This window comes from Pseudomonas neuropathica, assembly GCF_015461835.1.
Lineage (GTDB): Bacteria > Pseudomonadota > Gammaproteobacteria > Pseudomonadales > Pseudomonadaceae > Aquipseudomonas > Aquipseudomonas neuropathica.
Genome location: NZ_JACOPX010000023.1, coordinates 1 through 26,234, shown reverse-complemented (window position 1 = coordinate 26,234; position 26,234 = coordinate 1). Strand labels below are relative to the sequence as shown.

Sequence of the window (26,234 nt, the reverse complement as noted above, 5' to 3'; positions counted from 1 at the left end):
AAAAAGTAGTGAAATTTCAATGTCCGATTTCAACACCGCTGAATCCGTAGTCACCGAATCGTCCAAAGCGGAATACGAAAACTCCATCAATCTTTCACAACACCTGCCCCAAGCCAAAATCATCAGCGAGATGGTCCTGGACGCGTTCCAGTCGACCCGCGAAAGCGACCAGATCCGCGAGCTGCGCGCGGCGATCCGTCAGGCTCACGACAGCTTCGATGACGACAAGGCCTACGAGCTGATGGGCGAACTCAAGGCGCTGAAAGACGCCGAAGCCGCCGACCTCGCCGCCCTTGAAGACCTCAGCAGCAAGTTCTCGATCGGCCGCATTCTGTCCAGCTTCAAGGACGACCCGGCGTTCCAGGAAATCGTTTACGGCCTCGCCCTGAAAGTGCTGAACCAGACCCATCAGGCGATCAGCAATCCGAGCGGCGGCAAGAGCAAGGCTGCGAAGAAGAAAGAAGTCGAAATCTTCACCATCAGCAAGGACGGCATCAGCGTGACCTTGCCACTGCGCACGCCACGCTCGCGCCTGAACGTTGACCGTGCAGCGCTGGAGTTCCTCGGTTTCACCTTCGTCGGTGAAGGTGAGGAAGCGGAACTGGAAAGCGAAGTCTTCGTCGACAATGCTGGCACCGAGCAGGCGGTAAATCGCAAGAACATCATCACGGCACTGCAACAGCAGACTGCGTTCGATGGCTATACCATCGCCGCGCAGTAATAGCGCAGCCGCTGTACGAAAAAGCCCCGCGCTGGGATTCAGTGCGGGGCTTTTTGGTTTTCGGCTGGGGATTTGTGAGAAGGCGAAAATCCTCGCCCCTCACCCCAGCCCTCTCCCGAGGGAGAGGGAGCCGATCGGGAGATATTCAAGAGATGCACCGAAATGAAAGTGCGGTGCCGAATCCACAATCGCCTCGACCTCTCAGGTCGATGTATAGCGCAAGACACCTCGGTCAGTCCCCTCTCCCGAGGGAGAGGGTTAGGGTGAGGGCAAGCCGTCAAACAACCCTCAAGCCGAAGGATGCAACGCTACAATCATGTCCACCTCAATCGCCGCATTCTTCGGCAACTGATACACACCGACCGTGGTGCGCGTATGCCGGCCGGCATCGCCGAGCACATGACTGAACACGTCCGACGCACCGTTGGCCACTTCGCTCAGGTCAACGAAGTCCGGCGTCGACTTCACGTAAACAGTGACCCGCAACAACGCCTTGATCTTGTCCAGCGAACCCACCGCATCGACGATCAGCGCCAGACAACGCATCGCACTGATGCTGGCGGCGGCTTGCGCATCCTTGAGATTCAGTTCCAGCCCAACCCGACCAGGGTACTGAATCTTGCCGTGGGTGCGCGGCACCATGCCGCTGATGTACAGCTCATCATGATGACGGATCAACGGCGCGTAATTGCCGCCAGCGGTGTTCTCACCATAGATGTCGTAGTTCAGCTCTTGGGCCAGGGCAATAAAACGCTCGTCGCAGGTCATCCTCTCAGTCATTTCGCCCAGCCTTTTGATCAGTGCATGAAGAAGTGCAGGTTAAGACAGATGGGCAACCGCAAATGGCAAGGAGCTATCACTGTCATGGTTGGATCCAAATCTAGGGGGTTTGTTACTGCGCCGCAACCCGCAGTCACGGAAAACAAAAGCCCCAGACCTCTTTCGAAGTAATGGGGCTTTAAATTAAATGACTTTGTCGTTAAACCGCGCTCAGGCGGTCAACCATGTCAGGGAATTTTTCAACCAAACGGATCAACAAAGCAGCTTGAGCATTTGGCTTTGACTTTTCCTGCTCCCAGTTTCTCAGAGTGCTGGGACTCGCCCTGATTCGCTTGGCAAAGACGGCTTGAGACATATGTAACTTTTCTCTCAAAGCCACGATTTCTTGGGCTCCGACTTCGGGGACTGGTTTGTCCTCAAGCACTGTATTGCGCAGGGTAATTTTTCCTTCGCGTTGAGCCGCCATCTCATCAACGCCCTGTATCAACTCTGCAAACAGGTCGCGTTTTTTCATGGGGTACCTCGTGTTTTCAACTCTTTATCTATGGCTTTTTTGAGCGCCTTTTCTTGCTCGGCAGTCAGATTCTCAAGCTCATCTTTGTCGTAAATTGCAAACATCCAGAACTGACCATCATTCATAAGCCAATAATAGATGACCCGCAAGCCGCCTCGTCGGCCCTTGCCACGTCGAGCATCAGCCCAGCGTAGTTTTCTGAATCCACCCGTTCGGGGCATCACATCGCCTGCCAACGGATTGCCCTGCATATAAGCCTGCAGTTCTCGGTACTCATCGTCTGTCAGGTACTGACCAACGCTTGTGGTAAATATCGTTGTTTCAAAGAATACGGTTCGCATGTGCAAACTATAGGCAAATCGCCTACAGACAGACTATCAACAAATCCGGCTCCAGATAAACAAAAAACCCCGCAATGTGCGGGGTTTTTTCTTCAAGCCTTTGAGCCTTACGGCGCGTACGTCAGCAGCAACTCTGCAGGCACCTTGAAGTCCAGGGACATCATGACGCTCAACGCAGTGATGGTGAAGATCGAGAACACGAACAGCTTGCGTGCCCAGACCGTGTCATCCACTGCCTTGTAGCCGGTCCAGGCCATGTACAACCAGTACATGCCCATGGCCGCAGCCACCGCGAGATAGCTCATGCCAGCGTAACCGCTGAAGGTCAGCATCAAGGTCGCTACGAGGAACGCCAGGATGTAGAGCAGGATGTGCTTCTTGGCCACTTGAATCCCGCGCTTCACTGGCAGCACCGGAATCGATGCGGCCAGGTAATCGTTGAAGCGGAAGATCGCGATGGCGTAGGAATGCGGCATCTGCCACAGGCTGAACATCACCAGCAACGTCAGCGCGGCCATGTCGAAGCTGTTGGTTACGGCAACGTAACCGATCACTGGCGGCATGGCGCCCGACAGACTGCCCACCAGCGTGCCGTGAACCGACTTGCGCTTGAGGTACAGGCTGTAGAAGCCGACGTAGATGATGAAGCCGATCACCGCGAACAAAGCGGCCAACGGGTTGGCCACCTTGTACAACAACGCAACGCCGAGAACACCAAGGATGGTCGCGTAGACCAGGGCCAGTTTCAGGGAGATCAAGCCCTGCACCAGCACCCGGTTTTTAGTGCGTTCCATCTTCAGGTCGATGTCGCGGTCGATGCAGTTGTTGAACACGCAACCGGAGGCAACAACCAGGGATGTACCGATCATGGCAGCCAGAAACACCGCCAGATCCACATGCCCTTTCGAGGCCAGGAAAAACCCGCCTGCCACAGAAAGCACGTTACCGAAAATGATCCCCGGTTTGGTGATTTGGATAAAGTGCTTGAGCGACATCGGGTCTTACCTCACTTCGCCATCATGTAGGTGTGGATGCTGAACATGATCCACAACGACAGGCCAACCAGCAGCACGATCACAATGGCCGTAAAGACAAACGCGATCACGTTGTTACGCTGAGCAATGGAACGGTCCAGGTGCAGGAAGTAATACAGGTGAACGATCACCTGGATCACTGCGAACAACAGAACGATTGCCAGCGTGGTGGCCTTCGGCAGGCTCGGGTACATCACCAGACCGAATGGAATCACGGTCAGGATCACCGACAGGATGAAGCCAATGGCGTACGACTTTACGCTGCCGTGGCCAGCATCATGGCTGTCATGGGAGTGTGCATTAGCCATTACAGAGTCCCCATCAGGTAAACAACGGTGAATACGCAGATCCACACCACGTCCAGGAAGTGCCAGAACAGGCTCAGGCAGCTCAGACGGGTCTTGTTGGTCGCCGTCAGGCCGTGCTTGTTGACCTGGTACATCATGATGCCCATCCAGATCAGACCCGCCGACACGTGCAGACCGTGGGTACCGACCAGGGTGAAGAACGCCGACAGGAAGCCCGAACGGCTAGGACCGAAGCCCTCGGAGATCAGCAGATGGAACTCGTTGATCTCCATGGCGATAAAGCCTGCACCGAGCAGGAAGGTCATGAACAACCAACCCAGAACCTGCTGCTTCTTGCCTTTGAACAACGCCAGCATGGCGAAGCCGTAGGTGATCGAACTGAACAACAGCAGAGCGGTTTCGCCCAGCACGTATGGCAGTTCGAAGATGTCGTGGCCCGACGGGCCACCGGCTACGTTGTTTACCAGTACTGCGTACACCGCGAAGATCGACGCAAACAGAATGCAGTCGGTCATCAGGTAGAGCCAGAAACCGTAAACGGTCATCTCGCCCGAGTCGTGGTGATGGTCATCGTGCCCATGGTCACCATGGGCGTGTCCAACATTGGTCACTAAGTTCGACATGGTTTAAGCCTGTTCCAACGAGGTTTCAACACGGGTGGCACCGGCCGGGATTTTCCCTGCCGCAACCAGACGCTTGTGCTGCTCGGCTTCGATACGCTCGATCGTTTCAACCGGAACCATATAGCCCTGGTCGTCACGTGCAGCGTGGATCACGAAGTAGATGACGGTGCCGGCCAGGCTGGCGATTGCCAACCACCAGATGTGCCAGATCATCGCGAAACCGAAGACGGTCAACAGTGCGCCCATCACCACGCCAGTGGCGGTGTTGTTCGGCATGTGGATCGGCTCGTACTTGGCCGGACGCTGGTACGCAGTACCGTTTTCCTTGGCTTCGGTGAACGGGTCGATGCAGTCAGCCTTAGGCAGCACAGCAAAGTTGTAGAACGGAGGTGGCGACGAGGTCGACCATTCCAGAGTGTGTGCATTCCACGGGTCACCGTGATCGCAAACGTTCTCTGGCTTGTTGCGGTCGCGCACACTGACGTACAGCTGGATCAGTTGGCAGGCGATACCGACAGCGATCATCACCGCACCGAACATGGCAACGTACAGGTACGGTACCCACTCAGGGTTGGTGGTGGCGTTCAGACGACGGGTCATGCCCATGAAGCCCAGTGCATAGAGCGGCATGAACGCGACGAAGAAGCCCGAGATCCAGAACCAGAACGCTGCTTTACCCCAGCCTTCGTGCAGCTTGAAGCCGAACGCTTTCGGGAAGTAGAACGCGAAACCAGCGATGTAACCGAATACCGCACCGCCGATGATCACGTTATGGAAGTGCGCGATCACGAACAGGCTGTTGTGCAGAACGAAGTCAGCACCCGGGATGGCCAGCAGTACGCCGGTCATGCCGCCGATGGCGAAGGTCACCATGAAGCCCAGGGTCCACAGAACCTGGCTGGTGAAGCGCAGACGGCCCTGGTAGATGGTGAACAGCCAGTTAAATAGCTTCACACCCGTCGGGATGGAAATCAGCATCGTCGCCAGACCGAAGAAGGCGTTGACGCTGGCACCCGAACCCATGGTGAAGAAGTGGTGCAGCCAAACCATGAAGCCCAGTACCGAGATCGCGCCCGAGGCGTAGATCATCGAGTGGTGGCCGAACAGTTTCTTGCCGGTGAACGCCGAGATCACTTCCGAGAAGATGCCGAATGCCGGCAGGATCAGGATGTAAACCTCAGGGTGGCCCCAGGCCCAGAACAGGTTGACGTACATCATTGGATTGCCACCAAGTTCATTGGTGAAAATGTGGAAATCCATGTAACGGTCAAGGGTCAGCAGTGCCAGGGTAGCGGTCAGGATCGGGAACGAAGCCACGATCAGAACGTTTGCCCAGGTGCAGGTCCAGGTGAAGATCGGCATGTCCATCAGTTTCATGCCAGGGGTACGCATTTTCAGTACGGTCGCGAGGAAGTTAACCCCCGTTAGCGTCGTACCTAACCCGGATAGCTGTAGCGCCCAGATGTAGTAGTCCATGCCCACGCCAGGGCTGTATTGCAGACCCGACAGTGGTGGATAGGCAACCCAACCGGTCTTGGCGAATTCGCCGACGCCCAGGGACAGGTTGATCAGCACTACGCCGGATACCAGCAGCCAGAAGCTCAGGGAGTTCAGGAACGGGAACGCAACGTCACGCGCGCCGATCTGCAGCGGCACTGCAAGGTTCATCAGGCCGGTGAAGAATGGCATCGCCATGAAGATGATCATGATCACACCGTGAGCGGTGAAGATCTGGTCATAGTGTTCAGGTGGCAGGTAGCCAGGCGAACCCTCGGTGGCCATGGCCAACTGGGTACGCATCATGATGGCGTCGGCAAAACCGCGCAGCAGCATGACCATGGCGACGATGATGTACATCACGCCGATTTTCTTGTGGTCGACCGAGGTCAACCACTCGGTCCACAAGTAGGTCCACTTCTTGAAGTAGGTGATTGCAGCGAACAGCGCCAGACCACCGAGGGCGATCATGGCGATGGTCACCATCACGATCGGCTCGTGGAATGGGACTGCTTCCCAACTTAATTTACCAAACATCGTTTACTCCTCTGCCCCGGCAGCTGAATGCGAACTCGAGTCAATTTCCGTGGCCGCCACTTCTTTCTCTTTCTTCTCGTGCTTCAGCGGCTTGCCCGGCTTCATACCTTCGTACTTGTCGACGATGATCTGGAACTGGTTCGGCGTGACCGAGGAGTAGAGCTCGACTGGGTTGTTCTGGCTCGGTTTGGCAAGGGCCGCGTATTCAGCTTGATCAAGCTGTTTAGGTGACTTCTTGACTTCACTTACCCAGGCGTCGAAATCTTCCTGAGTGGTGGAGATAGCCTTGAATTTCATACCGGTGAAACCCGCGCCGCTGTAGTTGGCGGAGATACCGTCCATTTCAGCGTTACGGTCAGCGATCAGGTGCAGCTTGGTCTGCATGCCCGCCATCGCGTAGATCTGGCCGCCCAGACCCGGGATGAAGAACGAGTTCATCACAGCGTCAGAGGTGATCTTGAAGTTGATTGGCGTGTGCGCCGGGAACACGATCTTGTTGACCGTGGCGATGCCTTGTTCCGGGTAGATGAACAGCCACTTCCAGTCCAGCGCAACGACTTCGATGGTCACTGGCTTGACGTCGGATTGAATCGGACGATACGGGTCCAGTTCGTGGGTCGAAATGTAGGTGATGTAACCCAGGGCAATGATGATCAGGACCGGGATGGTCCAGACTGCCACTTCGATTTTGGTCGAGTGCGACCATTTCGGGGTGTAGACGGCGTTCTTGTTCGACGCGCGGTACTTCCAGGCGAACAGGAAGGTCATGACGATAACCGGCACAACGACCAACAGCATCAGCAGGGTCGCGGTGATGATCAGGTTTCGCTGTTCCAGGCCAACCTGGCCCGTTGGATTGAGCAAGGTCATGTTGCAGCCTCCCAGCAACAACGTGCCGAGCAGCGGCACTAGGCCTAGTAATCTGGGGTACCTGTTTTTACTCATCTCACGACCTCTAAAGCAGCTTGCGCAATGCAGTTGGGTTTTGATCGCCAACACTTCACCCTGCCAAGGGTTGGCATTTTCTTTGGATTGAATAAGGGCCGCCCGTCGCGCGTCAGACGCTCGACAAAACCTGGGACAGCGGTCAGTTCTTATTCGAATTCGTGGTCAAAGGCCTTGTTACAGACCAATTCCATTTGGTGCGGAAAGTTGGAAGGCACCGACACCTGGGTGTCTTGAAAGCCTTTCGACTCACTCGACACCCGACTTTCTGCGCAGCGCCTTAATAAAAAAGCGTTCCTTAATAAAGGCTGAACAGTGCCGGGAATTCAGTGCGGGCGATTGTAGATAGGTAGCGCCCTATACACCATGTCTTATCCCGAAATAATTTTTATCCATTCGAGCAACAATGCATCGCCATTTTTGCAAAAGTTCCACATGTTATCGAAATAGATTCTCAACAAAAACACCAAAAAATGTAGGTGTACCCGCGTCAGTTCAGACAGCTCCGAAGGCTATTTCCGAACGCTGGAACAGCGCAAAGCCCGATAACCCAAGGCTTTTGGCCATATACCCGCGCTTGTTAAAACTGCCTGCTCTGGCACTCGCGTGCTAAAGCCGAAAAACCCCGAAACTGACCAATCCTTTTTTGTAACAACGGCCGAATCCGCGTCACTCAAGAGCCCTGCGACACGGCGCGTGTGACAACATGTCGCACACTTGCCACACCCTCCCTTGCCATCCGTCACGGTGTTTTCACCCACACTCTGAAATGCAAAACGCCTCGATATGCTGATCCGCAAATCGAGGCGTTTTCTGTATCGGCCAGACAGCCGATTAGTTGATTCAGCGCAGTGCTTTTCGGTTACGCGAGGTCAGCAGCGGCACCAGAATCACCACCAGCACGAACGCCACCAGTGCCCATTGTGCCAACGACAGACCGAGGATCGGCGGGTACGGCGTCGAGCAGAAACCGTCGACCTGGAAGCCCAGCGGGAAGATCTTCGCCAGCGGCAGATCATCGACAATCGGCTGCAGTACATCGATGCCGCAACTCACCGCCGGATAGAACTGGGTGTACACGTGATGCCCGGCCACACCGGCCCCGGCAATCGCACAAATCACCACCAGCACTTCGAACACGGTGATGCTGCGACGGGTGCGCATGGCCGCGCCGATGAACGCGAACAGCGCGATCAGCAACAACGCATAGCGCTGCAAAATGCACAGTGGGCATGGCGCCTCGCCGAGCACGATCTGCATATACAGCGCACCACCGATCAGTGCCAGGCAGATGATGCCCAGCAGCACCAGAAAGCGCCGCTCACGTCCCAGTCGAATCGTTTCCTCGCTCATCGCGTTTCCCTTGTAAGTCCATGGTTCAGCTGGACGGCGGCTGCGCCTGCAGTTGCGCCATCAAGCTGATGTTGTCTTCGATATGCCAATTGGCCGCGATGCGACCGTTGTCGATCTGATAGATATCGGTTGCCCGGAAGTCTACACGCTGGCCCTGCCCTTTGAGAGCCTTGAACGTACCGCTGAAGTGCCCGCGAAAGTGCAGATGCACCACCACGCGATCACCGGCGATGATCATTTGCTCGATGTCGCAACTCAAGTCCGGCACAGCCAAGCGAAAGAACTTCGACGCCAGCAACGGCCCGGTCGGCCCCTGCACCCGGCCTTCGGGCGGCGTCTGGTCGACAAACTGCGGCGACAACGCCGCTATGGCCAACGCCTCTTCACCGGAATTCCAGAAACTGCCATAACGCCGCGCAGCCAGTTGCATGGCTTCAACCTGCGCCTTGGGCAGGCTCTGATCGACGATCAGGGTCTGCGGTTTTATCAGGGCAGATTCGGCAAAGACAAACGGGCTGGCCAGCAACGCGGCCGAAAGACCGATGGCAGCCAAACTGAAACGACGGGCGAAGGTGAAGTGCGACATGGGGGCGATCCTGATCATGTAAACGAACGAGCGCCTATCATCAGCATCGGGGAATAAACGATAAACCGGTTAAGAAACGATTAACCTTTAAACACTTTTTAAGAATCAGCACCGCGTAACGGCCTTCGCGAGCAAGCTCGCTCCCACATTGGATCTGCGTCGAACACAAATCCCCTGTTGGAGCGAGCTTGCTCGCGAATGAAGGCAATCCGGTTTCAGATCACTCCAAAGCCGCAGCCGGCCCGAAGAACTCATAACGGCTCTGCTTCTCAGGCACACCCAAGGCTTTCAGATGGCGCTTGACCGCGCCCATGAATCCTTTCGGCCCAAGGAAGTAAGCGTCGACATCACGCTGCTGCGGCAACCACTCGCCCAGCAGCGCCTGATCCAGCATCCCGACCTTGTCCGCCGCCGGGCTCACGCCGTCATCTTCGGCATAGCAGTAAAAACGTTTCAGTTGCGGATGACGCTCAGCCAGCTCATCAATCCAGTCGCGGAACGCGTGCACGCGGCCATTGCGCGCGCAGTGGATAAAGTGCACCGGCCGCTCGGTTTCCAGCGCCGCTTCAAGCATCGCCAGAGTCGGCGTAATGCCCACGCCGCCACTGATCAGCACCAATGGCTTGTCACTCGCAGCCAAGGTGAACTCACCCGATGGCGGGAACAGCTGAATGCTCGCGCCGACCTGCAGTTGATCGTGCAAGTGATTGGACGCACGGCCGCCCGGTTCGCGCTTGACGCTGATGCGGTACTGACCGTTGTTCGCCAACGCTGACAGCGAGTAATTGCGGCGGATTTCTTCGCCATCGAGGATCAGCTTCATGCCAATGTACTGGCCCGGTTCGGCGGCGAGAATCGGGCCTTTGTCTGCCGGCTCAAAGTAGAACGAAACGATTTCCGCACTCTCCTCGACCCTGGCCGCGACGATGAACTCACGTGCCCCGCGCCAGCCGCCAACGGCTTGTTCTTTCTGGTCGTAGATCGCGGTTTCAGCGCCGATCAGAATGTCCGCCAGTTGCCCATACGCCGCGCCCCAGGCGCTCATCACTTCCGGTGTGGCGATCTCTTCGCCGAGCACTTCGGAGATGGCGCGCAGCAGGCACGCGCCGACGATCGGGTAGTGCTCTGGAAGGATCTGCAGGGCGACGTGCTTGTTGATGATCTTCGCCACCAGATCGCCCAACTGGTCGAGCTGATCGATGTGCCGCGCATACATCAACACACCGTTGGCCAAAGCGCGCGGCTGGTCACCGCTGGCCTGGTGCGCCTGGTTGAACAGCGGGCGGACTTCAGGGTATTCAGAGAGCATCATGCGGTAGAAGTGCGTGATCAGCGCTTCACCGCCGCTTTCCAGCAGAGGCACGGTGGATTTGACGATGGCACGATCCTGGACGCTAAGCATAAGGTGACTCCTGAGCTTCTTGGAAAAGTTACCTTTGGGTTATCAGTATTCGTGCCAACTTTTTTATCCATATAAATCAATAGCTTGAGATTTAAGTAGTCATAAAGACTCAAGGCACCTTATAGTCATCCCGACTACATCTTGTCTCTTTGACTACAAGACCATGACCGCCAAATCCCTGCTCACCGCGCTGCTGCCTCTAGTGTCCGACCTGTCCCGCGAACTGCCTGAGGGTGAGCGTTATCGGCGCTTGCTCGAAGCCATGCGCGCGCTACTGCCGTGTGATGCCGCCGCATTGTTGCGCCTTGACGGCGAATCGCTGGTGCCGCTGGCGGTGGACGGTTTGAGCACCGACACCCTCGGTCGGCGCTTCAAGGTCAGCGAACACCCGCGCTTCGAAATTCTCCTCAGCGGAGCCGGCCCCACGCGCTTCGCCGCCGACAGCGACTTGCCCGATCCTTATGACGGTCTCGTCGACGGACTCGACGAGCATCTGGAGGTTCACGATTGCCTCGGCTGCCCATTATTTGTCGATGAAAAACTCTGGGGCCTGATCACCCTTGATGCTCTCGACCCCGAGCGTTTCGAACCGATCGAACTCGACGCCCTGCAAGCCTTCGCCAGCCTCGCCTCGGCCACGGTCAACGCCGCCGAACGTATCCAACGCCTGGCCAATCGCGCTGAAGACGAGCACCAGCGCGCCGAGGTCTATCGCCAGGCCAGCGGTCAGCAGAACCGCGAAATGATCGGCCAGAGCAAGGTGCTGAAAAAACTGGTGGAGGAAATCAATCTGGTCGGCGGCAGCGATCTGACCGTATTGATCACCGGCGAAACTGGCGTCGGCAAAGAACTGGTCGCCCAGGCGATTCACGCCGCCTCTCCCCGCGCCGAAAAACCAATCATCAGCCTCAACTGCGCCGCCCTGCCCGACACGCTGGTAGAAAGCGAACTGTTCGGCCACGTGCGCGGCGCCTTCACCGGCGCCACCAGTGACCGTCGCGGCAAGTTTGAACTGGCCAATGGCGGCACGCTGTTTCTTGATGAGGTGGGTGAGTTGTCGCTGACCGTGCAGGCGAAATTGCTCCGCGTCTTGCAGAGCGGCCAGTTACAGCGTTTGGGTTCAGACAAGGAGCATCAGGTCGATGTGCGCCTGATTGCCGCGACCAACCGCGATCTCGCCGAAGAGGTGCGCAGCGGTCGCTATCGCGCCGACTTCTACCATCGCCTGAGTGTGTACCCGCTGCGCGTACCGGCGCTGCGCGATCGCGGTCGCGATGTGTTGTTGCTCAGCGGCTTCTTTCTTGAGCAGAACCGTTCACGCATGGGCCTCAACAGCCTGCGCCTGAGCAGCGATGCCCAGGAGGCGTTGCTCACCTACACGTGGCCGGGCAATGTGCGTGAATTGGAACACCTGATCGGGCGCAGTGCATTGAAGGCGCTGGGTAATTGCAAGGTCCGACCGAAGATTCTCAGTTTGAGCGCGGCCGATCTGGATTTACCGCGCGAGGTTGTGGATAACTCGGTTGAAGCGGTTGCCGGAGTTGTGGCCGAGATGCCGCTGGTCAGCGGGGATCTGCGCAGTGCCACCGAGCAATATCAGCGACGGTTGATCAGTGCGGCGCTGGAGCGTAATCAGGATAACTGGGCGAGTGCGGCGCGGGAGTTGGGGCTGGATCGGGCGAATCTTGGGCGGATGGCCAAGCGGTTGGGCATGAAGAGCTAAAAGCACACCCTCACCCTAGCCCTCTCCCAGAGGGAGAGGGGACCGACCGAGGTGTCTTTCGCCATACGCCGACCTGAAATATCGAGTCGATTATGGATTCGGCAGAGCAGGTTCAGGTCGGTGAATTACTACAATATTCCCCGATCGGCCCCCTCTACCTCCGGGAGAGGGCTGGGGTGAGGGGCTTTGGCTTTTGATCGAAATGCCATCCGACAACTAACCTAAAGCCCACCCCTTTAACGCCGATAACCCGGCATCAATAGTTTCTGGCGATTTGCACCCTCGCCCACCACCTTTCCACAGAAGGTTCATATGTCCTCCACCAAAGCCCGCGCAGACTCACTTTCGCTTCTGCTGTTTACTTTGCGCAGCGGCAAGCTGATGGCGATCAACCTGCTGAAAGTCAGTGAAATCATCCCCTGCCCGCCGCTGACCAAGCTGCCGGAGTCGCACCCGCACGTGAAAGGCATCGCCACCCTGCGCGGTGCTTCGCTGTCGGTGATCGACCTCAGCCGCGCCATCGGCGAACGCCCGCTGGAAGACCCGAACGGCGGCTGCCTGATCGTCACCGACGTGAGCCGCTCCAAGCAGGGCCTGCATGTGCAAGCGGTGAGCAAAATCGTCCACTGTCTGACCACCGACATCAAGCCGCCGCCGTTCGGTTCCGGCGGCTCGCGTGCCTACATCACCGGCGTGACCTCGGTGGACGGCACGCTGGTGCAGGTGCTGGATATCGAAAAGGTTATCCACAGCATCGCCCCGGCGCAGATCGAAATGGCTCCGACCGACCTGACCATGGAAGACGCCGAGGTGCTCGGCAACGCACGCATCCTGGTGGTCGACGACAGCCAGGTGGCGCTGCAGCAATCGGTGCACACCCTGCGCAACCTCGGCCTGCAATGCCACACCGCACGCAGCGCCAAGGAAGCCATCGACTGCCTGCTCGACCTGCAAGGCACGGCGCAGCAGATCAACCTGATCGTCTCCGACATCGAAATGTCCGAGATGGACGGCTACGCCTTCACCCGTACCCTGCGCGAGACCCCGGACTTCGCCCATTTGTACGTGCTGCTGCACACCTCGCTCGACAGCGCGATGAACAGCGAAAAAGCGCGGCTGGCCGGGGCGAACGGTGTGCTGACCAAGTTCTCCTCACCGGAACTGACCCACTGCCTGATCGAAGCGGCCAAACACGTCGCCGCCCACGGGCACTGAGTCTTGGCCCAGAGGTATTGTTTTTTGATGCGGCGCGATCTGGGCAAGGACGCGCCGGATGCGCTTTGGCCTCAAGGCATTGAATTGTGTACGTACTCCGTCGAACTGGCGGCGGACGTGCATGACTTGATGCAACTCGGCTACCGCGAAGGCGGCGGCCGAGTGCCGGCGCTGGACGTTTGGCAGCAGCAGTTCGAAACCGATCCTGAATACGATCCGAGCCTATGTTTGATTGCCCGTGATGGCGAAGGCGTGGTCGGCGTGGCGCAATGCTGGACCAGTTCGTATATCAAGAATCTGGTGGTGCATCCGCGCATGCAGGGCCAAGGATTAGGCCGGGCGTTGCTGTTCAATGCATTCAAGGTGTTTCAGCAGCGCCGTGAAGGGTTTGTTGATCTGAAAGTGCTGGAGGACAACCAGCGGGCGCAGCGCTTGTATGAAAGTGCCGGGATGTATGTGGTCCGCCGCGAGCTGGTGCCGGACTGATTAAAGTCAAAAGATCGCAGCCTTCGGCAGCTCCTACAGGGAACCGCATATCCATGTAGGAGCTGCCGAAGGCTGCGATCTTTTAGCGGTGTCCCAGGCAACAAAACTCTTTAGGCACACTCCAACCTTGGCCACCCACGACCAAGGACGCCCACCATGAAAACCCTCACTGCAAGCCTGCTCTGCCTCACAGCCCTCGCCTCCCAGGCGCACGCCTCCAGCCCCGACGCCTGGGCCGCCTACGACAAAACCGTACTCGCCAGTTGCACCAAGGCCAGCGGCCTGAAAAACGCCAAACCCGTCGGCACCCCCGCACAATTCGATGACCGCGTCGGCTACACCGCCGTTCTGCTGCAAGGCCAATACCCGCAAAAACACATGAAAGGTCAGCAAGGCACCGAACTGTGTCTGTACAACAAACAGTCGAAAACCGCCTTCGTCAGCGAGTGGGATTCGATCCGCCCGCCCGTTAAAACCAAGTGAATGGCGCATAACTTGCTTCGATCCAGTTCTGTGCGGTGGTTTTCCGCCACCGTTTCACACCCTGATTGAAGACAGATCGCTCAATGAATACGACGTTTTCCTGCATAGGCTGCGGCAAATGCTGCACCGATCACCATGTCCCGCTGACCCTGACCGAAGCCCGCATGTGGGCGGCGGATGGCGGTCAGGTGATCGTGCTGGTGGAGGCATTTCTCGGTAATGGCCTGGGTTTGCCGGCGCACCAGCGGGAACATGCCGAACGGCGCTCAGCGCTCGTTCGCAGCGGCGCGGCAGACGCCCATGTGGCGATCACTTTCGCCGCGTACAACGTCGGCCCTTGCCGGAATCTTGACGAAGACAAATTGTGCCGGATCTACGAGCGACGGCCGTTGGTGTGCCGCATTTATCCGGCAGAAATCAATCCGCATATCCCGCTCAACCCTGCCGCCAAGGATTGTCCGCCGGAGTCGTGGCAACAGGGGCCGGTGTTGATTGCCGGTGGTGAGTTGGTGGATCAGGAACTGGTGGAGTTGATTCAGCGCTCGCGCCAGGCCGATCGGGATGACATCGGCATCAAGGACGCGATTTGCGCGATGCTCGGGATTCGCACCACAGCGCTGAAGGGTGACGGGTTTACTGCGTATCTGCCGAATATGGAGGCGTTTGCTTCGGTGATTGATCAGGTGACCGCGCAACCGCTGACGACTGCGCCGAGTGAGTGGGTGTTTCATTTGTCCGGGGATGATGTGGCCGGGCAAGTGTTGGCGGCCGGGGCGCAGGTGGTGACTGAACCGGCGCAGACGTATGCGTTTATCTCGCTGCGGGCGGCGTGATCCAGATTCTTTTGCGTCCGCCCGGACCTCATCGCGAGCAGGCTCACTCCTACATTTGAAATGCATTCCCTTGTAGGAGTGAGCCTGCTCGCGATAGCGCAAGTGAGCACACCCTCAATCCCGAACCTGCCGCCGCCCCCAGAACTCCCGTGCCAACAAGCGCAAATCCCCCGCCAGCCCCGCCACATCCTCGGAATTGCGCTGACTCTGCCGCCCTTCATCCACCGTCACCTCGCAGGCTGTGCGGATGCTGACGATGTTGCGATTGATGTCCTCGCTGACCGCACTCTGTTGCTCCACCGCTGCGGCAATCTGCAGGCTCATCTCGGTGATCTGCTCGACCCGCTCACTGATTCCGCTCAGCGCCCGCGCCGCGCGTTGCGCCTGCTCGACGCTGTTATCCACATGCTCGCTGCTTTGCTGCATCACCATCACCGCATCGCGTGCACCGTTTTGCAGGGTGCTGATCATGCGCTGAATCTCGTTGGTCGATTGCTGAGTGCGCTGTGCCAGTCCGCGCACTTCATCCGCTACCACCGCAAAACCGCGCCCGGCATCGCCAGCTCTTGCGGCTTCAATCGCCGCATTGAGCGCCAGCAGATTGGTCTGCTCGGCGATGCTGCGGATCACCTCGAGCACGCCGGAAATTTCGCTGCTGTGGCCTTCAAGCTGATGGATTACTTCAGTCGCCCGGTGCAACTCCTCAGCCAGACGCAACACCGCACTGCGACTTTCGCCGACCAGCAAATGCCCTTCGCGGGTTTCCGTGCCGGCCATGTCCGCCGCCACCGAAGCCTGCTGGGCATGGCTGGCAACCTGCGCAACACTGGCCGCCATCTGATGAATCGCCGCCGCGACCTGATCGGTTTCCGCCTGCTGCGCCAGTGAACTGGTGTGACTGCTGTGCAGATGATCAACCAGTTGCGCGGCATGCCCGGCCAATTGTTGCGAGGCATCGCCGATGCGCCCGACGACCGCGCCGACCTGCGCTTCAAGCATCTGCAAGGCAAACTCGATCTGCCCGAACTCGTCGCGCCGTCCGGTATAGATGGCTTGGCTCAAAGGGTTGTCCGCGATCTGACGAGCACGCTCGGCCAGTTGTTCCAGCGGTTGAAGGATCCAGCGCACGCCCAATGCACAGAACCCAGTGCCGACGACAAATGCCACACCGTCCAGCCAAGCCGATTCCGGACGCACCCAGGCCTCGGCGCCCAATACGATCCCCAGCAACGCACTGGCCAATGCTGTGATCTTCGCTCGCACACTGATGTTTGGCCCCGGCCACCGCGCCCGTCGCTCACCACGCAACTGTGCATAAGCCCGCTCCGCCGCCGTGACCAACCGCGCATCCGGCCGCGTGCGCACCGACTGATACTCCACCGCCACGCCGTTCTGCGTCACCGGTGTGACATAGGCACTGACCCAGTAATGATCACCGTTTTTGCAACGATTCTTCACCAGCCCCATCCACGATCGCCCGCGCTTGAGCGTCTGCCACATATGGGCAAACGCCTGTGTCGGCATGTCCGGATGACGCAGCAGGTGGTGCGGCGTACCGAGCAACTCGTCGCGGCTATAACCGCTGATCTTGATGAAGTCGTCGTTGGCGTAGGTGATCGCGCTGGTCAGATCGGTGGTCGAGAGAATGTTCGCGTCCAGCGCCACATCGACATTGCGACCGGTCACCGGGAGATTGATCTTCATGGGATAGCGCGCTCGTTTTATTGGAAAGAGTCGGCAGGGCTGCTGACTCTAAGCGCACCAAATGGTTAAACGTTGATCTGGCTCAGGAACTGAGCACTTAGCCATCACTGTGACTGAAAATCACAGCGATGGCCGCAGGCGGGATTAAAACTCAGCGCTTGCCCATCGAACGACGGGTGCCCGGCGGCGCCATGCCCGGGGTCTTGGTGTGGCCGTTCTTGGCGCCGTTCTTGTACCACGGCTGGTTCGAGCCTTTGGCAGAAGCCAGCTCGCCCGGCTTGAACGGAAATTTGAACGCCGGGATATCGGCTTTGGTTTCGCTGGTATCGGCCAGTTCAGCCGAGACATCGCTCACAGCGTCGTCAACCGGCGGCAGGGTCGGGGAAGTCATAAAAGCTCCGGAAAGCAAAAAGTCGGGCCCGATCAGTGAGCCGCGAAGGCGCGCAGTATACCTGTGCGCCATGGCTCGGCACCTGAAGATTTGCAGCGCACGCCGAACGGTTTACAGGTAGGTGATGGTGACGATGCCTTTGTCGGTCGAGGTCTTCAGCGCTTCATAGCGCATGGAAATCGGCATCGACTGATGGCTACAGGCGTTGCGCTCAGTGTCGACATCGACTTTCACGCCGGGCTTGATTTCAATCTGGCGAGACTCACGAGCAGCAAACGCCCCGGCCGGTCCGATCTGACAGCCCGAATCAACGATTTGCCCGGTGAAGCGGATCTCACCGGATTGACTGGCCGGCGCGGCGGATGCTGTGAGTGGAAGCAAGAGAAGCACATACGGCAGAGCGGTTTTCAGCTTCATTTCAAGACACTCCCGGGGGTGAGCGGCCCAGAGAACCCGGGCTACACAATGTTATCCGCGTGCTGGGACGAATCTTGAGAAGCATAGTTGGCAAATGGGTTCCGAATAGGGACTGATCGGTCCCTTTTTGGGACCGTTATACCGCCATCGCGAGCAGGCTCACTCCTACAATTGGAATGGGTTTTAACTGTGGGAGCCAGCCTGCTGGCGATGAACGATGACGCGGTGCTCAACCCTGCGGATCAACCCGATCCAGCGCCCGGTTTACCGCAAGCTCGGCAAGCATGACGATCTGCTGGATCGCCAGCGCCGTACTGCGCTGCGGGCGACTGAGCTGATCGGCCAGATCACCGGCCATGACATTGGCTGAAGCCAGCGATTCGCAGGCGTGGGCGAGCAGGCTTTCGGTGTCGATGTTCGGGTGGATGAGGAACATCGTACTGGGCTGACGCGGTTTGACCGGTTCGGGGCAAAGGTAGAAATCGAGCGCGCGTTTGATGGCTTCGCGGGTTTTGAGCTGGTCGTCGGCGCGGATGGCGTCTTCGAGTGGGGTTGTTTCGATGGGGGGATCGGGTACGGGCTTAGTCATGGAAATGTTCCTAGTCAAAAGCCAACACGTGCCGTTTCTCACGCGGCGGAGTGGTGGCAGCTATGTGCGGAGTGAGAAACCGGTAGGAACAAGCCCGGCCGAACCGAAGTTCGCCCGCACACAGCCGCCATAAAAATTGCAGGGCAGCAAATAGCCGGAGGCAATTATGGTGGTACTGGTGTTGGATTAACAGTTCCTACGGGCTCTCACACCCGATCGCCGAGTTTTCGGCGACAACCCAAGACTAGAGAGCGCACGTCCGACGGACAACCTGAAAACCTTGTGGGAAGGTTCTGGTTATTTGACACAAATTTAAACAGCCAAAAGCCAACCCTCACCCTAGCCCTCTCCCGGAGGGAGAGGGGACTGACCGTGGTGTTTGGGAGAGCTACACCGACGTGCGATACCGTGTTGAACTCAGGTTTTGAAACAGATCAAAAGCCCCTCACCCTAGCCCTCTCCCAGAGGGAGAGGGGACTGACCGAGGTGTTTGGGAGAGGTACACCGACGTGCAATACCGCGTTGAACTCAGGTTTTGAAACGCTCGAAATCGGTTCCCTCTCCCTCGGGAGAGGGCTGGGCGGGCGGCGTTCCGATGAGGGGCAAATCCACCACAAATCCAAAGCCGAACACCCGCTCCTCACCACTCAATAGGCCGAGTGTCAGCTCGCCTGCTTTTGATCTTGATCCACGGGCGACGTCGGAAGGCTGAGTGGAGGGATTGATCCGGGCGTGGGAGCGCAGCGACCGTTTGGCGCAGCCAAACACAGCGGGAGTAGGTGCAGCGAAGCAAACCGGAGACGCTGCGCCCGGATCGATCCCGCAGCGAAGGAACCCCGAGCCCCAGCGAGCGGGCCGCACGCAGGAGCAAGCCTTTTGGGTTACCTTTTCGGCGTTTGGAAAAGGTGACCCGCCGTAAGGGCGGAACCGTAATCAGCAACACCCGCAACAACGGATATGTACCCAGTGAAACTGACAGCGCCGACAGCTAGCCGTCACCCTCCTGACCCCCAAACAAGTTTATAACTACCCAACCTGCCCAAACTCCAAACCTCCGGCGCCCACCCCGCATGCGAATCCAAAAGAACAAAGCCCTGCTCGCCACCCTATTGATCGTCTTCGCAGGCGCAGGTCTGTGGTACGCCCTGAAACCCGCCCCGACCAAACTCGCCACCCCCACCGCCATCCCCGTGCGAGTCATAGCGGTCAGCGAAAAAGACGTCCCCCGCTACACCAGCGGCATCGGCTCCGTCCTCTCCCTGCACAGCGTCGTCGTACGCCCCCAGATCGACGGCATCCTCACCAAAATCCTCGTCAAGGAAGGCCAACTCGTCAAAGCAGGCGACCTGCTGGCCACCATCGACGACCGCTCCATTCGCGCCAGCCTCGACCAGGCCCGCGCGCAACTGGGCGAAAGCCAGGCGCAACTGCAAGTCGCGCTGGTCAACCTCAAACGCTACAAACTGCTCACCGTCGACGACGGCATCTCCAAGCAGACCTACGACCAGCAACAAGCCCTGGTCAACCAACTGAAGGCCACCGCCCAAGGCAACCAGGCCTCCATCGATTCCGCACAAGTACAACTTTCCTACACACAGATCCGCTCCCCGGTCACCGGCCGCGTCGGTATTCGCACCGTCGACGAAGGCAACTTCCTGCGCATGACCGACACCGCCGGCCTGTTCACCGTCACCCAGATCGACCCGATCGCCGTCGAATTCTCCCTGCCCCAGCAAATGCTGCCGACCCTGCAAGGCTTGATCAACGACCCGCAACGCGCGCAGGTCAAGGCCTACATAGGCGCCGACACCGATGGCGAAACCGGCAACCTGCTCGGCGAAGGTCACCTGACCCTGATCGACAACCAGATCAACGCCAACACCGGCACCATTCGCGCCAAGGCCGAATTCGACAACGCCAGCCAGAAGCTCTGGCCCGGCCTGCTGGTCACGGTAAAAATTCAGACAGCCCTCGACAAAGATGCGCTGGTCGTCCCGCCCACCGTCGTACAACGCGGCCTCGACCAACACTTCGTTTATCGGGTCAACGGTGACAAGGTCGAAGCCGTGCAAGTGCAGATGGTTTATCAAGGCAGCGGCCAGGACATCATCAAAGGCGTGAAGGCCGGTGATGTACTGGTGACCGACGGCCAGTCGCGGCTCAAACCCGGTTCGACCGTGCAAGTCATGAGCGAGCCGCCGCAGGTGGTGCAAGCGGAGCCAAAACCATGAAGGCGCACAAAGGCGTCTCTACGTGGTGCATCGATCACCCGGTCGCGACAATCCTGCTGACCATCGCGCTGGTGCTGGTTGGGTTGATTGCCTTCCCGCGCTTGCCGATTGCCCCACTGCCGGAAGCGGAATTTCCTACGATCCAGGTGTCCGCGCAGTTGCCCGGCGCCAGCCCCGACACCATGGCCTCGTCCGTGGCCACGCCGCTGGAGGTGCAATTCAGCGCCATCCCCGGCATGACCCAGATGACGTCGAGCAGTGCGCTGGGCTCGAGTCTGCTGACCCTGCAATTCACCCTCGATAAAAGCATCGATACCGCCGCCCAGGAAGTCCAAGCCGCGATCAACACCGCCGCCGGTAAACTGCCCAAGGACATGCCGACGCTACCGACCTGGAAGAAGGTCAACCCGGCCGACAGCCCAGTGCTGATCCTCAGCGTCAGCTCGACACAAATGCCCGGCACCGAACTCAGCGACCTGGTGGAAACCCTGCTCTCGCGTCAGATCAGTCAGATCGACGGCGTGGGACAAATCAACATCACCGGTCAGCAACGTCCGGCGATTCGCGTACAAGCCTCGGCAGACAAACTGGCGGCGATCGGCCTGACCCTTGCCGACATCCGACTGGCAATCCAGCAGACCAGCCTCAACCTGGCCAAAGGGGCGCTGTACGGCGAATCAAGCATCTCGACGCTGTCGACCAACGACCAGTTGTTCCACCCCGAGGACTACAGCCAACTCATCGTTTCCTACAAGGATGGCGCCCCAGTTCACCTGCGTGATGTCGCCAAAGTCGTCAACGGTTCGGAAGATGCCTACGTGCAAGCCTGGGCCGGAGATCAACCTGGCGTGAACCTGGTGATCTCGCGCCAACCCGGCGCGAACATCGTTGAAACCGTTGACCGCATTCAAGCCGCCCTGCCCGGCCTCGAAGCCATGCTGCCGGCCTCGGTGCAAGTAAAAACCCTGATCGACCGCACCCAGACCATTCGCGCCTCCCTGCATGAAGTCGAAATCACCCTGTTGATCGCGATCCTGCTGGTGGTCGCGGTGATGGCGCTGTTCCTGCGTCAGTTGTCGGCGACCCTGATTGTTTCGGCGGTGCTCGGCGTGTCGCTGATCGCCAGTTTCGCTTTGATGTACCTACTCGGTTTCAGCCTGAACAACCTGACATTGGTAGCAATCGTCGTCGCGGTGGGCTTCGTCGTCGACGATGCCATCGTGGTGGTGGAAAACATCCACCGACACCTAGAGGCCGGCGATGATATGCGCGAAGCCGCGATCAAAGGCGCGGGCGAGATCGGCTTCACCGTGGTCTCGATCAGTTTCTCGCTGGTGGCGGCGTTTATTCCGCTGCTGTTCATGGGCGGTGTGGTCGGACGCCTGTTCAAGGAATTCGCCCTGACCGCGACCTCGACCATCATGATTTCCGTGGTGGTATCGCTGACTTTGGCGCCGACGCTGGCGGCGTTGTTCATGCGTAAACCGGTGCACCACGCCCACGAAAAACCGGGCTTCAGCGAACGCTTGCTCGGCGGGTACGAGAAAGGCCTGCGTCGCGCCCTCGCCCATCAGAAATTGATGATCGGCGTGTTCGGCCTGTCGCTGGCGCTGGCCATCGGCGGTTACATCTTTATCCCGAAAGGTTTCTTCCCGGTGCAGGACACCGGTTTCGTCCTTGGCACCACCGAAGCCGCTGCGGATATTTCCTACGGCGACATGGTGAAAAAACACTTGGCCATGGCCGAAATCGTCGCTGCCGATCCGGCCGTACAAGCGTTCTCCCACTCGGTGGGTGTCTCCGGCAGCAACCAGACCATCGCCAACGGCCGCTTCTGGATCGCGTTGAAGAAACGCGGCGACCGTGACGTCAGCGCCAGCCAGTTCATCGACCGTATCCGTCCGCAACTGATGAAAGTCCCTGGCATCGTCCTCTATCTGCGCGCCGGCCAAGACATCAACCTCAGCTCCGGTCCGAGCCGCGCGCAGTATCAATACGTGCTGAAGAGTAACGACGGCGCGACCCTCGCGACATGGACGCAACGCCTCACGGAAAAACTGCGCAGCAACCCGGCATTCCGCGACATTTCCAACGACCTGCAATTGGGCGGCAGCATCACCCACATCAGCATCGACCGCAGCGCCGCCGCACGTTTCGGCCTCACTGCCAGCGATGTCGACGAGGCGCTGTACGACGCCTTCGGCCAACGGCAGATCAACGAATTCCAGACCCAGGTCAACCAGTACAACGTGATTCTGGAACTGGACACCAAACAACGCGGCAAGGCCGAAAGCCTCAACTATTTCTACCTGCGCTCACCGCTGAGTGGCGAGATGGTGCCGCTGTCGGCGCTGGCAAAATTCGATGCGCCAACCATTGGCCCGTTGTCGATTGCCCACGACGGGATGTTCCCGGCGGCCAACCTGTCGTTCAACCTCGCGCCCGGCGTGGCGTTGGGTGACGCAGTGATTCTGCTCAATCAGGCCAAGGCCGAGATCGGCATGCCGACCGCGATCAGCGGCAATTTCCAGGGCGCGGCGCAGGCGTTCCAGAGTTCGCTGGCCAGTCAGCCATGGCTGATTCTCGCGGCGCTGGTGGCGGTGTACATCATTCTCGGTGTGCTCTATGAGAGTTTCGTGCACCCGCTAACAATCATTTCGACGTTGCCGGCGGCAGGTTTGGGCGCGGTGATCATGCTGTGGATCTGCGGCCAGGACTTTTCGATCATGGCGCTGATCGGCCTGGTGTTGCTGATCGGTATCGTCAAGAAGAACGGCATTCTGATGATCGACTTCGCGCTCGAAGCGCAGCGCCACCGAGGCCTGTCGCCGCAGGATGCGATTTTCGAAGCATGCATCACGCGGTTCCGGCCGATCATCATGACCACACTCGCCGCCCTGCTCGGCGCCCTGCCGCTGATGCTCGGTTACGGCACCGGCGCCGAACTGCGTCAGCCGCTGGGGATCGCGGTGGTCGGCGGTTTGCTGGTCAGCCAGATGCTGACGTTGTTTACCACTCCGGTCATATACTTGTGGCTTGAGCGGCTGTTCCACAGGCCCAAACCTGCGCCCGTAGCGGCGCTGGCGACCACAGACTGAGGCGGGTCATGCGCGTTCTGATTATCGAAGACGAGGAAAAAACCGCGGACTATCTGCACCGCGGTCTGACGGAACAGGGTTACACCGTGGATCTGGCCCGCGACGGCGTCGAGGGGCTGCATCTGGCGCTGGAAAGCGACTACGCGGTGATCGTCCTCGACGTCATGTTGCCGGGCCTCGATGGCTTCGGCGTGCTGCGCGCGTTGCGTGCGCGCAAGCAAACCCCGGTGATCATGCTCACCGCCCGCGAGCGCGTCGAAGACCGCATCAAAGGCCTGCGCGACGGTGCCGACGATTACCTCGGCAAACCGTTTTCCTTCCTTGAGCTGGTCGCGCGCCTGCAAGCGCTGACCCGGCGCAGCGGCGGGCATGAACCGGTGCAGGTGAGCATCGCCGACCTGTGGATAGATTTGATCAGCCGCAAGGCTACCCGCGCCGGCACGCGACTGGATCTGACCGCCAAAGAGTTCTCCCTGTTGAGCGTCCTCGCCCGCCGGCAAGGTGAAATCCTTTCGAAAACCGCCATCGCCGAGATGGTCTGGGACATCAATTTCGACAGCGATGCCAACGTTGTCGAAGTCGCGATCAAACGCCTGCGCGCCAAGCTCGACGGGCCGTTCGACGAGAAACTGCTGCACACCATTCGTGGCATGGGTTATGTGCTGGAGAGCCGTGGTGTCCAGTAACTCGATTGCCCTGCGCCTGAGCGGCATGTTCACGCTGGTGGCGCTGCTGGTGTTTCTGTTGATCGGCGGCGCGCTGTATCAACAGGTCGACAAAGGCTTGGGATTACTGCCGGAAGCCGAGCTGGATGCGCGTTACAGCGTGCTCGAATCAGCGCTCAATCGCTTCGGCACACCCGAGCATTGGGTGAAGATCAACGCCAAGTTGAAGCTGCTGGGTGAAGAGGACAAACGCATTCGTTTCTGGGTGGTGAGCGGTGATCCGGGTTACGAATACGGTCAGCCCGATGCGGCGATCCGTACTTTTGCCAAAGGCCCGTTGGGCATGCATGACTTGCAGTTGCCCGGCCAGCCTTATCCACTGAAAGTGCTGCTGACCGAGTTGCCGGCCAAGGATCAGCGTCCGCCGCTACGGTTCATGATCGGCATCGATACCGAGACCTTTCATGAGACGCAGCACAACCTGCTGATTGCCTTGATCGGGCTGGCGATTGTCGGTGTGCTGATGGCTTCGGCGCTGGGCTATTGGGTCGCGCGGATTGGTCTCAAACCGCTGATCAAACTGTCCCATGAAGCTCAACGACTGGCGCCTCCGCTACGGGCCGGGCGCTTGCGTCTGTCGCCGCTGCCACCGGAACTTGAGCAGTTTGTCGACTCCTTCAACTCGACGCTGGAACGGGTTGAACAGGCCTACTCGCGGCTGGAATCGTTCAACGCCGACGTCGCTCATGAGCTGCGTTCGCCGCTGACCAATCTGATTGGTCAGACTCAGGTGGCGCTGACCCGTGGGCGTTCTGCCGAACATTATTTCGAAGTGCTGCAATCCAATCTGGAAGAGTTGGAGCGGCTGCGTTCGATCATCAATGACATGCTGTTTCTGGCCAGTGCCGATCAGGGCAACAAGGCGACCAAACTGACCTCGACGTCGCTGGCCGATGAGGTGGCGACGACGCTGGAGTATCTGGATTTCATCCTTGAAGATGCGCAGGTTGAAGTGCAGGTCAGCGGTGATGCACTGGTGCAGATCGAGGTCGCGCATTTGCGCCGGGCGTTGATCAATTTGCTCAGCAACGCGGTGCAGCACACCGGCGCGGGTCAGGTGATCGAGGTGCACATCGAGGTTAAAGAGCATCAGGTGAGTATCGGCGTGGCCAACCCCGGTTCGCCGATTGCCAGTGAGCATTTGCCACGGCTGTTCGAGCGCTTTTATCGGGTCGATGCGTCGCGCAGTAACAGTGGCAATAACCATGGCTTGGGGCTGGCGATCGTCAAGGCGATTGCGCTGATGCATGGCGGCGATGTGTTTGTGCGCAGTGATCGGGGGATGAATACCTTCGGGATTTATTTGCCGGTCTGAAAAGCCCCTCACCCTAACCCTCTCCCGGAGGGAGAGGGGACTGACCGAGTTGTTCTCTCAAGTTGCACCGACTTGAAATATCCAGTCGAACTCAGATTCTGAAAAGCCCCCGATCGGCTCCCTTTCCCCCTCGCCCCCTTGGGGGAGAGGGCTGGGGTGGGTAAAGACCGGGTACATCCTTTACGTTTGAGACCGGGGACATGGTTTACAGGTATCAATCATGGTCAGGAGGTGCTGACCATGCCCTGGAAACAAAAGTCCCCAATGGATCAACGAGTGAAGTTAATTAGCGATTGGCTCAGCGGCAGCTACACCAAAAGCCAATTAAGCCGGCGGTATGGCGTCAGTCGTCCAACCATCGACAAGTGGCTGGAACGGTATGC

At 58.7% G+C, this 26,234-nt stretch carries 25 protein-coding genes and 2 pseudogenes; 11 read left to right on the top strand and 16 right to left on the bottom strand.

The window, feature by feature from the left end; translation table 11 throughout:
• Positions 1-19 precede the first annotated feature (19 nt).
• Positions 20-721: a hypothetical protein gene (locus H8F23_RS26450; protein ID WP_194936342.1), complete on the top strand. Its 702-nt coding sequence runs from the start codon at positions 20-22 to the stop codon at positions 719-721.
• 288 nt (positions 722-1,009) lie between these two features.
• On the opposite strand, the gene H8F23_RS26445 is transcribed toward H8F23_RS26450, so the two are convergent.
• The 11 genes from H8F23_RS26445 to hmpA all read right to left on the bottom strand — a co-directional run bounded on the left by H8F23_RS26445 (position 1,010) and on the right by hmpA (position 10,641).
• Entirely contained in the window at positions 1,010-1,501 is a 492-nt protein-coding gene (locus H8F23_RS26445; RefSeq protein ID WP_016985615.1) for a RidA family protein, read from the bottom strand.
• A 199-nt stretch (positions 1,502-1,700) separates the two neighbouring features.
• Positions 1,701-2,015 (bottom strand): helix-turn-helix domain-containing protein, encoded by a 315-nt coding sequence (locus H8F23_RS26440; protein ID WP_194936341.1) that lies wholly within the window; start codon positions 2,013-2,015, stop codon positions 1,701-1,703.
• A complete protein-coding gene (locus H8F23_RS26435; protein WP_127929688.1) occupies positions 2,012-2,356 on the bottom strand; it encodes a toxin in 345 nt (114 codons plus the stop codon). The genes H8F23_RS26440 and H8F23_RS26435 overlap by 4 nt, the downstream gene beginning before the upstream one ends.
• Positions 2,357-2,463: 107 nt before the next feature.
• Positions 2,464-3,351, bottom strand: coding sequence for a heme o synthase (gene cyoE / locus H8F23_RS26430; protein ID WP_007916939.1), 888 nt, complete (start codon positions 3,349-3,351; stop codon positions 2,464-2,466).
• Between the two features lie 11 nt (positions 3,352-3,362).
• Positions 3,363-3,698, bottom strand: a complete 336-nt coding sequence (cyoD, locus tag H8F23_RS26425) for a cytochrome o ubiquinol oxidase subunit IV (RefSeq protein ID WP_007916940.1) — start codon at positions 3,696-3,698, stop codon at positions 3,363-3,365.
• Positions 3,698-4,321 (bottom strand): cytochrome o ubiquinol oxidase subunit III, encoded by a 624-nt coding sequence (cyoC, locus tag H8F23_RS26420; RefSeq protein ID WP_034156084.1) that lies wholly within the window; start codon positions 4,319-4,321, stop codon positions 3,698-3,700. The genes cyoD and cyoC overlap by 1 nt, the downstream gene beginning before the upstream one ends.
• Positions 4,322-4,324: 3 nt before the next feature.
• Positions 4,325-6,355, bottom strand: coding sequence for a cytochrome o ubiquinol oxidase subunit I (cyoB, locus tag H8F23_RS26415; protein ID WP_007916945.1), 2,031 nt, complete (start codon positions 6,353-6,355; stop codon positions 4,325-4,327).
• A gap of 3 nt (positions 6,356-6,358) precedes the next feature.
• Positions 6,359-7,300, bottom strand: coding sequence for a ubiquinol oxidase subunit II (cyoA, locus tag H8F23_RS26410; RefSeq protein ID WP_007916947.1), 942 nt, complete (start codon positions 7,298-7,300; stop codon positions 6,359-6,361).
• 843 nt (positions 7,301-8,143) lie between these two features.
• Complete coding sequence (locus H8F23_RS26405) at positions 8,144-8,653, bottom strand: disulfide bond formation protein B (protein ID WP_025109264.1); 510 nt, start codon at positions 8,651-8,653, stop codon at positions 8,144-8,146.
• Between the two features lie 25 nt (positions 8,654-8,678).
• On the bottom strand, positions 8,679-9,239 hold the full coding sequence (locus tag H8F23_RS26400; RefSeq protein ID WP_194936340.1) for an ester cyclase: 561 nt from the start codon (positions 9,237-9,239) through the stop codon (positions 8,679-8,681).
• 220 nt (positions 9,240-9,459) lie between these two features.
• Positions 9,460-10,641: an NO-inducible flavohemoprotein gene (hmpA, locus tag H8F23_RS26395; RefSeq protein WP_194936339.1), complete on the bottom strand. Its 1,182-nt coding sequence runs from the start codon at positions 10,639-10,641 to the stop codon at positions 9,460-9,462.
• Between the two features lie 163 nt (positions 10,642-10,804).
• Here hmpA and norR point away from each other — a divergent pair, with 163 nt between their 5' ends.
• From norR to H8F23_RS26370, 5 genes are all read left to right on the top strand, one after another.
• Positions 10,805-12,364, top strand: a complete 1,560-nt coding sequence (norR, locus tag H8F23_RS26390) for a nitric oxide reductase transcriptional regulator NorR (RefSeq protein ID WP_194936338.1) — start codon at positions 10,805-10,807, stop codon at positions 12,362-12,364.
• Positions 12,365-12,676: 312 nt separating this feature from the next.
• On the top strand, positions 12,677-13,579 hold the full coding sequence (locus tag H8F23_RS26385) for a chemotaxis protein CheV (protein ID WP_008084803.1): 903 nt from the start codon (positions 12,677-12,679) through the stop codon (positions 13,577-13,579).
• A 27-nt stretch (positions 13,580-13,606) separates the two neighbouring features.
• On the top strand, positions 13,607-14,065 hold the full coding sequence (locus H8F23_RS26380) for a GNAT family N-acetyltransferase (protein WP_194936337.1): 459 nt from the start codon (positions 13,607-13,609) through the stop codon (positions 14,063-14,065).
• 156 nt (positions 14,066-14,221) lie between these two features.
• Positions 14,222-14,548 (top strand): hypothetical protein, encoded by a 327-nt coding sequence (locus tag H8F23_RS26375; RefSeq protein WP_194936336.1) that lies wholly within the window; start codon positions 14,222-14,224, stop codon positions 14,546-14,548.
• 83 nt (positions 14,549-14,631) lie between these two features.
• Positions 14,632-15,381 carry a YkgJ family cysteine cluster protein gene (locus H8F23_RS26370; protein ID WP_194936335.1) on the top strand — a complete coding sequence of 250 codons (750 nt, stop codon included), beginning with the start codon at positions 14,632-14,634 and terminating at the stop codon, positions 15,379-15,381.
• 114 nt (positions 15,382-15,495) lie between these two features.
• On the opposite strand, the pseudogene H8F23_RS29415 reads toward H8F23_RS26370, so the two are convergent.
• From H8F23_RS29415 to H8F23_RS26350, 5 genes and pseudogenes are all read right to left on the bottom strand, one after another.
• Positions 15,496-16,518: pseudogene (locus H8F23_RS29415) on the bottom strand (methyl-accepting chemotaxis protein); the annotation flags it as partial.
• A 285-nt stretch (positions 16,519-16,803) separates the two neighbouring features.
• Positions 16,804-17,085 (bottom strand): annotated as a pseudogene (locus H8F23_RS29410) (PAS domain-containing protein); the annotation flags it as partial.
• 151 nt (positions 17,086-17,236) lie between these two features.
• Positions 17,237-17,476, bottom strand: a complete 240-nt coding sequence (locus H8F23_RS26360) for a hypothetical protein (RefSeq protein WP_038362870.1) — start codon at positions 17,474-17,476, stop codon at positions 17,237-17,239.
• Between the two features lie 111 nt (positions 17,477-17,587).
• On the bottom strand, positions 17,588-17,893 hold the full coding sequence (locus H8F23_RS26355) for a type 1 fimbrial protein (RefSeq protein ID WP_194936333.1): 306 nt from the start codon (positions 17,891-17,893) through the stop codon (positions 17,588-17,590).
• 229 nt (positions 17,894-18,122) lie between these two features.
• Positions 18,123-18,482 carry a DUF6124 family protein gene (locus tag H8F23_RS26350; protein ID WP_194936332.1) on the bottom strand — a complete coding sequence of 120 codons (360 nt, stop codon included), beginning with the start codon at positions 18,480-18,482 and terminating at the stop codon, positions 18,123-18,125.
• Positions 18,483-19,552: 1,070 nt separating this feature from the next.
• Here H8F23_RS26350 and H8F23_RS26345 point away from each other — a divergent pair.
• From H8F23_RS26345 to H8F23_RS26325, 5 genes are all read left to right on the top strand, one after another.
• Entirely contained in the window at positions 19,553-20,713 is a 1,161-nt protein-coding gene (locus H8F23_RS26345) for an efflux RND transporter periplasmic adaptor subunit (RefSeq protein WP_194936331.1), read from the top strand.
• A complete protein-coding gene (locus H8F23_RS26340; RefSeq protein ID WP_194936330.1) occupies positions 20,710-23,811 on the top strand; it encodes a multidrug efflux RND transporter permease subunit in 3,102 nt (1,033 codons plus the stop codon). Before H8F23_RS26345 ends, H8F23_RS26340 begins: the two co-directional genes overlap by 4 nt.
• Before the next feature lie 8 nt (positions 23,812-23,819).
• Complete coding sequence (locus H8F23_RS26335) at positions 23,820-24,497, top strand: heavy metal response regulator transcription factor (RefSeq protein ID WP_007916978.1); 678 nt, start codon at positions 23,820-23,822, stop codon at positions 24,495-24,497.
• Positions 24,487-25,851, top strand: a complete 1,365-nt coding sequence (locus H8F23_RS26330) for a heavy metal sensor histidine kinase (protein ID WP_194936329.1) — start codon at positions 24,487-24,489, stop codon at positions 25,849-25,851. The genes H8F23_RS26335 and H8F23_RS26330 overlap by 11 nt, the downstream gene beginning before the upstream one ends.
• 240 nt (positions 25,852-26,091) lie before the next feature.
• Positions 26,092-26,234 (top strand): helix-turn-helix domain-containing protein (locus H8F23_RS26325; RefSeq protein ID WP_194936328.1); only part of this gene is annotated, 143 nt, incomplete at its 3' end.

Coding starts and splice junctions, on each gene's coding strand:
- H8F23_RS26450 (WP_194936342.1), top strand. CDS start 20: ATGTCCGATTTCAACACCGCTGAATCCGTAGTCACCGAATCGTCCAAA.
- H8F23_RS26445 (WP_016985615.1), bottom strand. CDS start 1,501: ATGACTGAGAGGATGACCTGCGACGAGCGTTTTATTGCCCTGGCCCAA.
- H8F23_RS26440 (WP_194936341.1), bottom strand. CDS start 2,015: ATGAAAAAACGCGACCTGTTTGCAGAGTTGATACAGGGCGTTGATGAG.
- H8F23_RS26435 (WP_127929688.1), bottom strand. CDS start 2,356: ATGCGAACCGTATTCTTTGAAACAACGATATTTACCACAAGCGTTGGT.
- cyoE (WP_007916939.1), bottom strand. CDS start 3,351: ATGTCGCTCAAGCACTTTATCCAAATCACCAAACCGGGGATCATTTTC.
- cyoD (WP_007916940.1), bottom strand. CDS start 3,698: ATGGCTAATGCACACTCCCATGACAGCCATGATGCTGGCCACGGCAGC.
- cyoC (WP_034156084.1), bottom strand. CDS start 4,321: ATGTCGAACTTAGTGACCAATGTTGGACACGCCCATGGTGACCATGGG.
- cyoB (WP_007916945.1), bottom strand. CDS start 6,355: ATGTTTGGTAAATTAAGTTGGGAAGCAGTCCCATTCCACGAGCCGATC.
- cyoA (WP_007916947.1), bottom strand. CDS start 7,300: ATGAGTAAAAACAGGTACCCCAGATTACTAGGCCTAGTGCCGCTGCTC.
- H8F23_RS26405 (WP_025109264.1), bottom strand. CDS start 8,653: ATGAGCGAGGAAACGATTCGACTGGGACGTGAGCGGCGCTTTCTGGTG.
- H8F23_RS26400 (WP_194936340.1), bottom strand. CDS start 9,239: ATGTCGCACTTCACCTTCGCCCGTCGTTTCAGTTTGGCTGCCATCGGT.
- hmpA (WP_194936339.1), bottom strand. CDS start 10,641: ATGCTTAGCGTCCAGGATCGTGCCATCGTCAAATCCACCGTGCCTCTG.
- norR (WP_194936338.1), top strand. CDS start 10,805: ATGACCGCCAAATCCCTGCTCACCGCGCTGCTGCCTCTAGTGTCCGAC.
- H8F23_RS26385 (WP_008084803.1), top strand. CDS start 12,677: ATGTCCTCCACCAAAGCCCGCGCAGACTCACTTTCGCTTCTGCTGTTT.
- H8F23_RS26380 (WP_194936337.1), top strand. CDS start 13,607: ATGCGGCGCGATCTGGGCAAGGACGCGCCGGATGCGCTTTGGCCTCAA.
- H8F23_RS26375 (WP_194936336.1), top strand. CDS start 14,222: ATGAAAACCCTCACTGCAAGCCTGCTCTGCCTCACAGCCCTCGCCTCC.
- H8F23_RS26370 (WP_194936335.1), top strand. CDS start 14,632: ATGAATACGACGTTTTCCTGCATAGGCTGCGGCAAATGCTGCACCGAT.
- H8F23_RS26360 (WP_038362870.1), bottom strand. CDS start 17,476: ATGACTTCCCCGACCCTGCCGCCGGTTGACGACGCTGTGAGCGATGTC.
- H8F23_RS26355 (WP_194936333.1), bottom strand. CDS start 17,893: ATGAAGCTGAAAACCGCTCTGCCGTATGTGCTTCTCTTGCTTCCACTC.
- H8F23_RS26350 (WP_194936332.1), bottom strand. CDS start 18,482: ATGACTAAGCCCGTACCCGATCCCCCCATCGAAACAACCCCACTCGAA.
- H8F23_RS26345 (WP_194936331.1), top strand. CDS start 19,553: ATGCGAATCCAAAAGAACAAAGCCCTGCTCGCCACCCTATTGATCGTC.
- H8F23_RS26340 (WP_194936330.1), top strand. CDS start 20,710: ATGAAGGCGCACAAAGGCGTCTCTACGTGGTGCATCGATCACCCGGTC.
- H8F23_RS26335 (WP_007916978.1), top strand. CDS start 23,820: ATGCGCGTTCTGATTATCGAAGACGAGGAAAAAACCGCGGACTATCTG.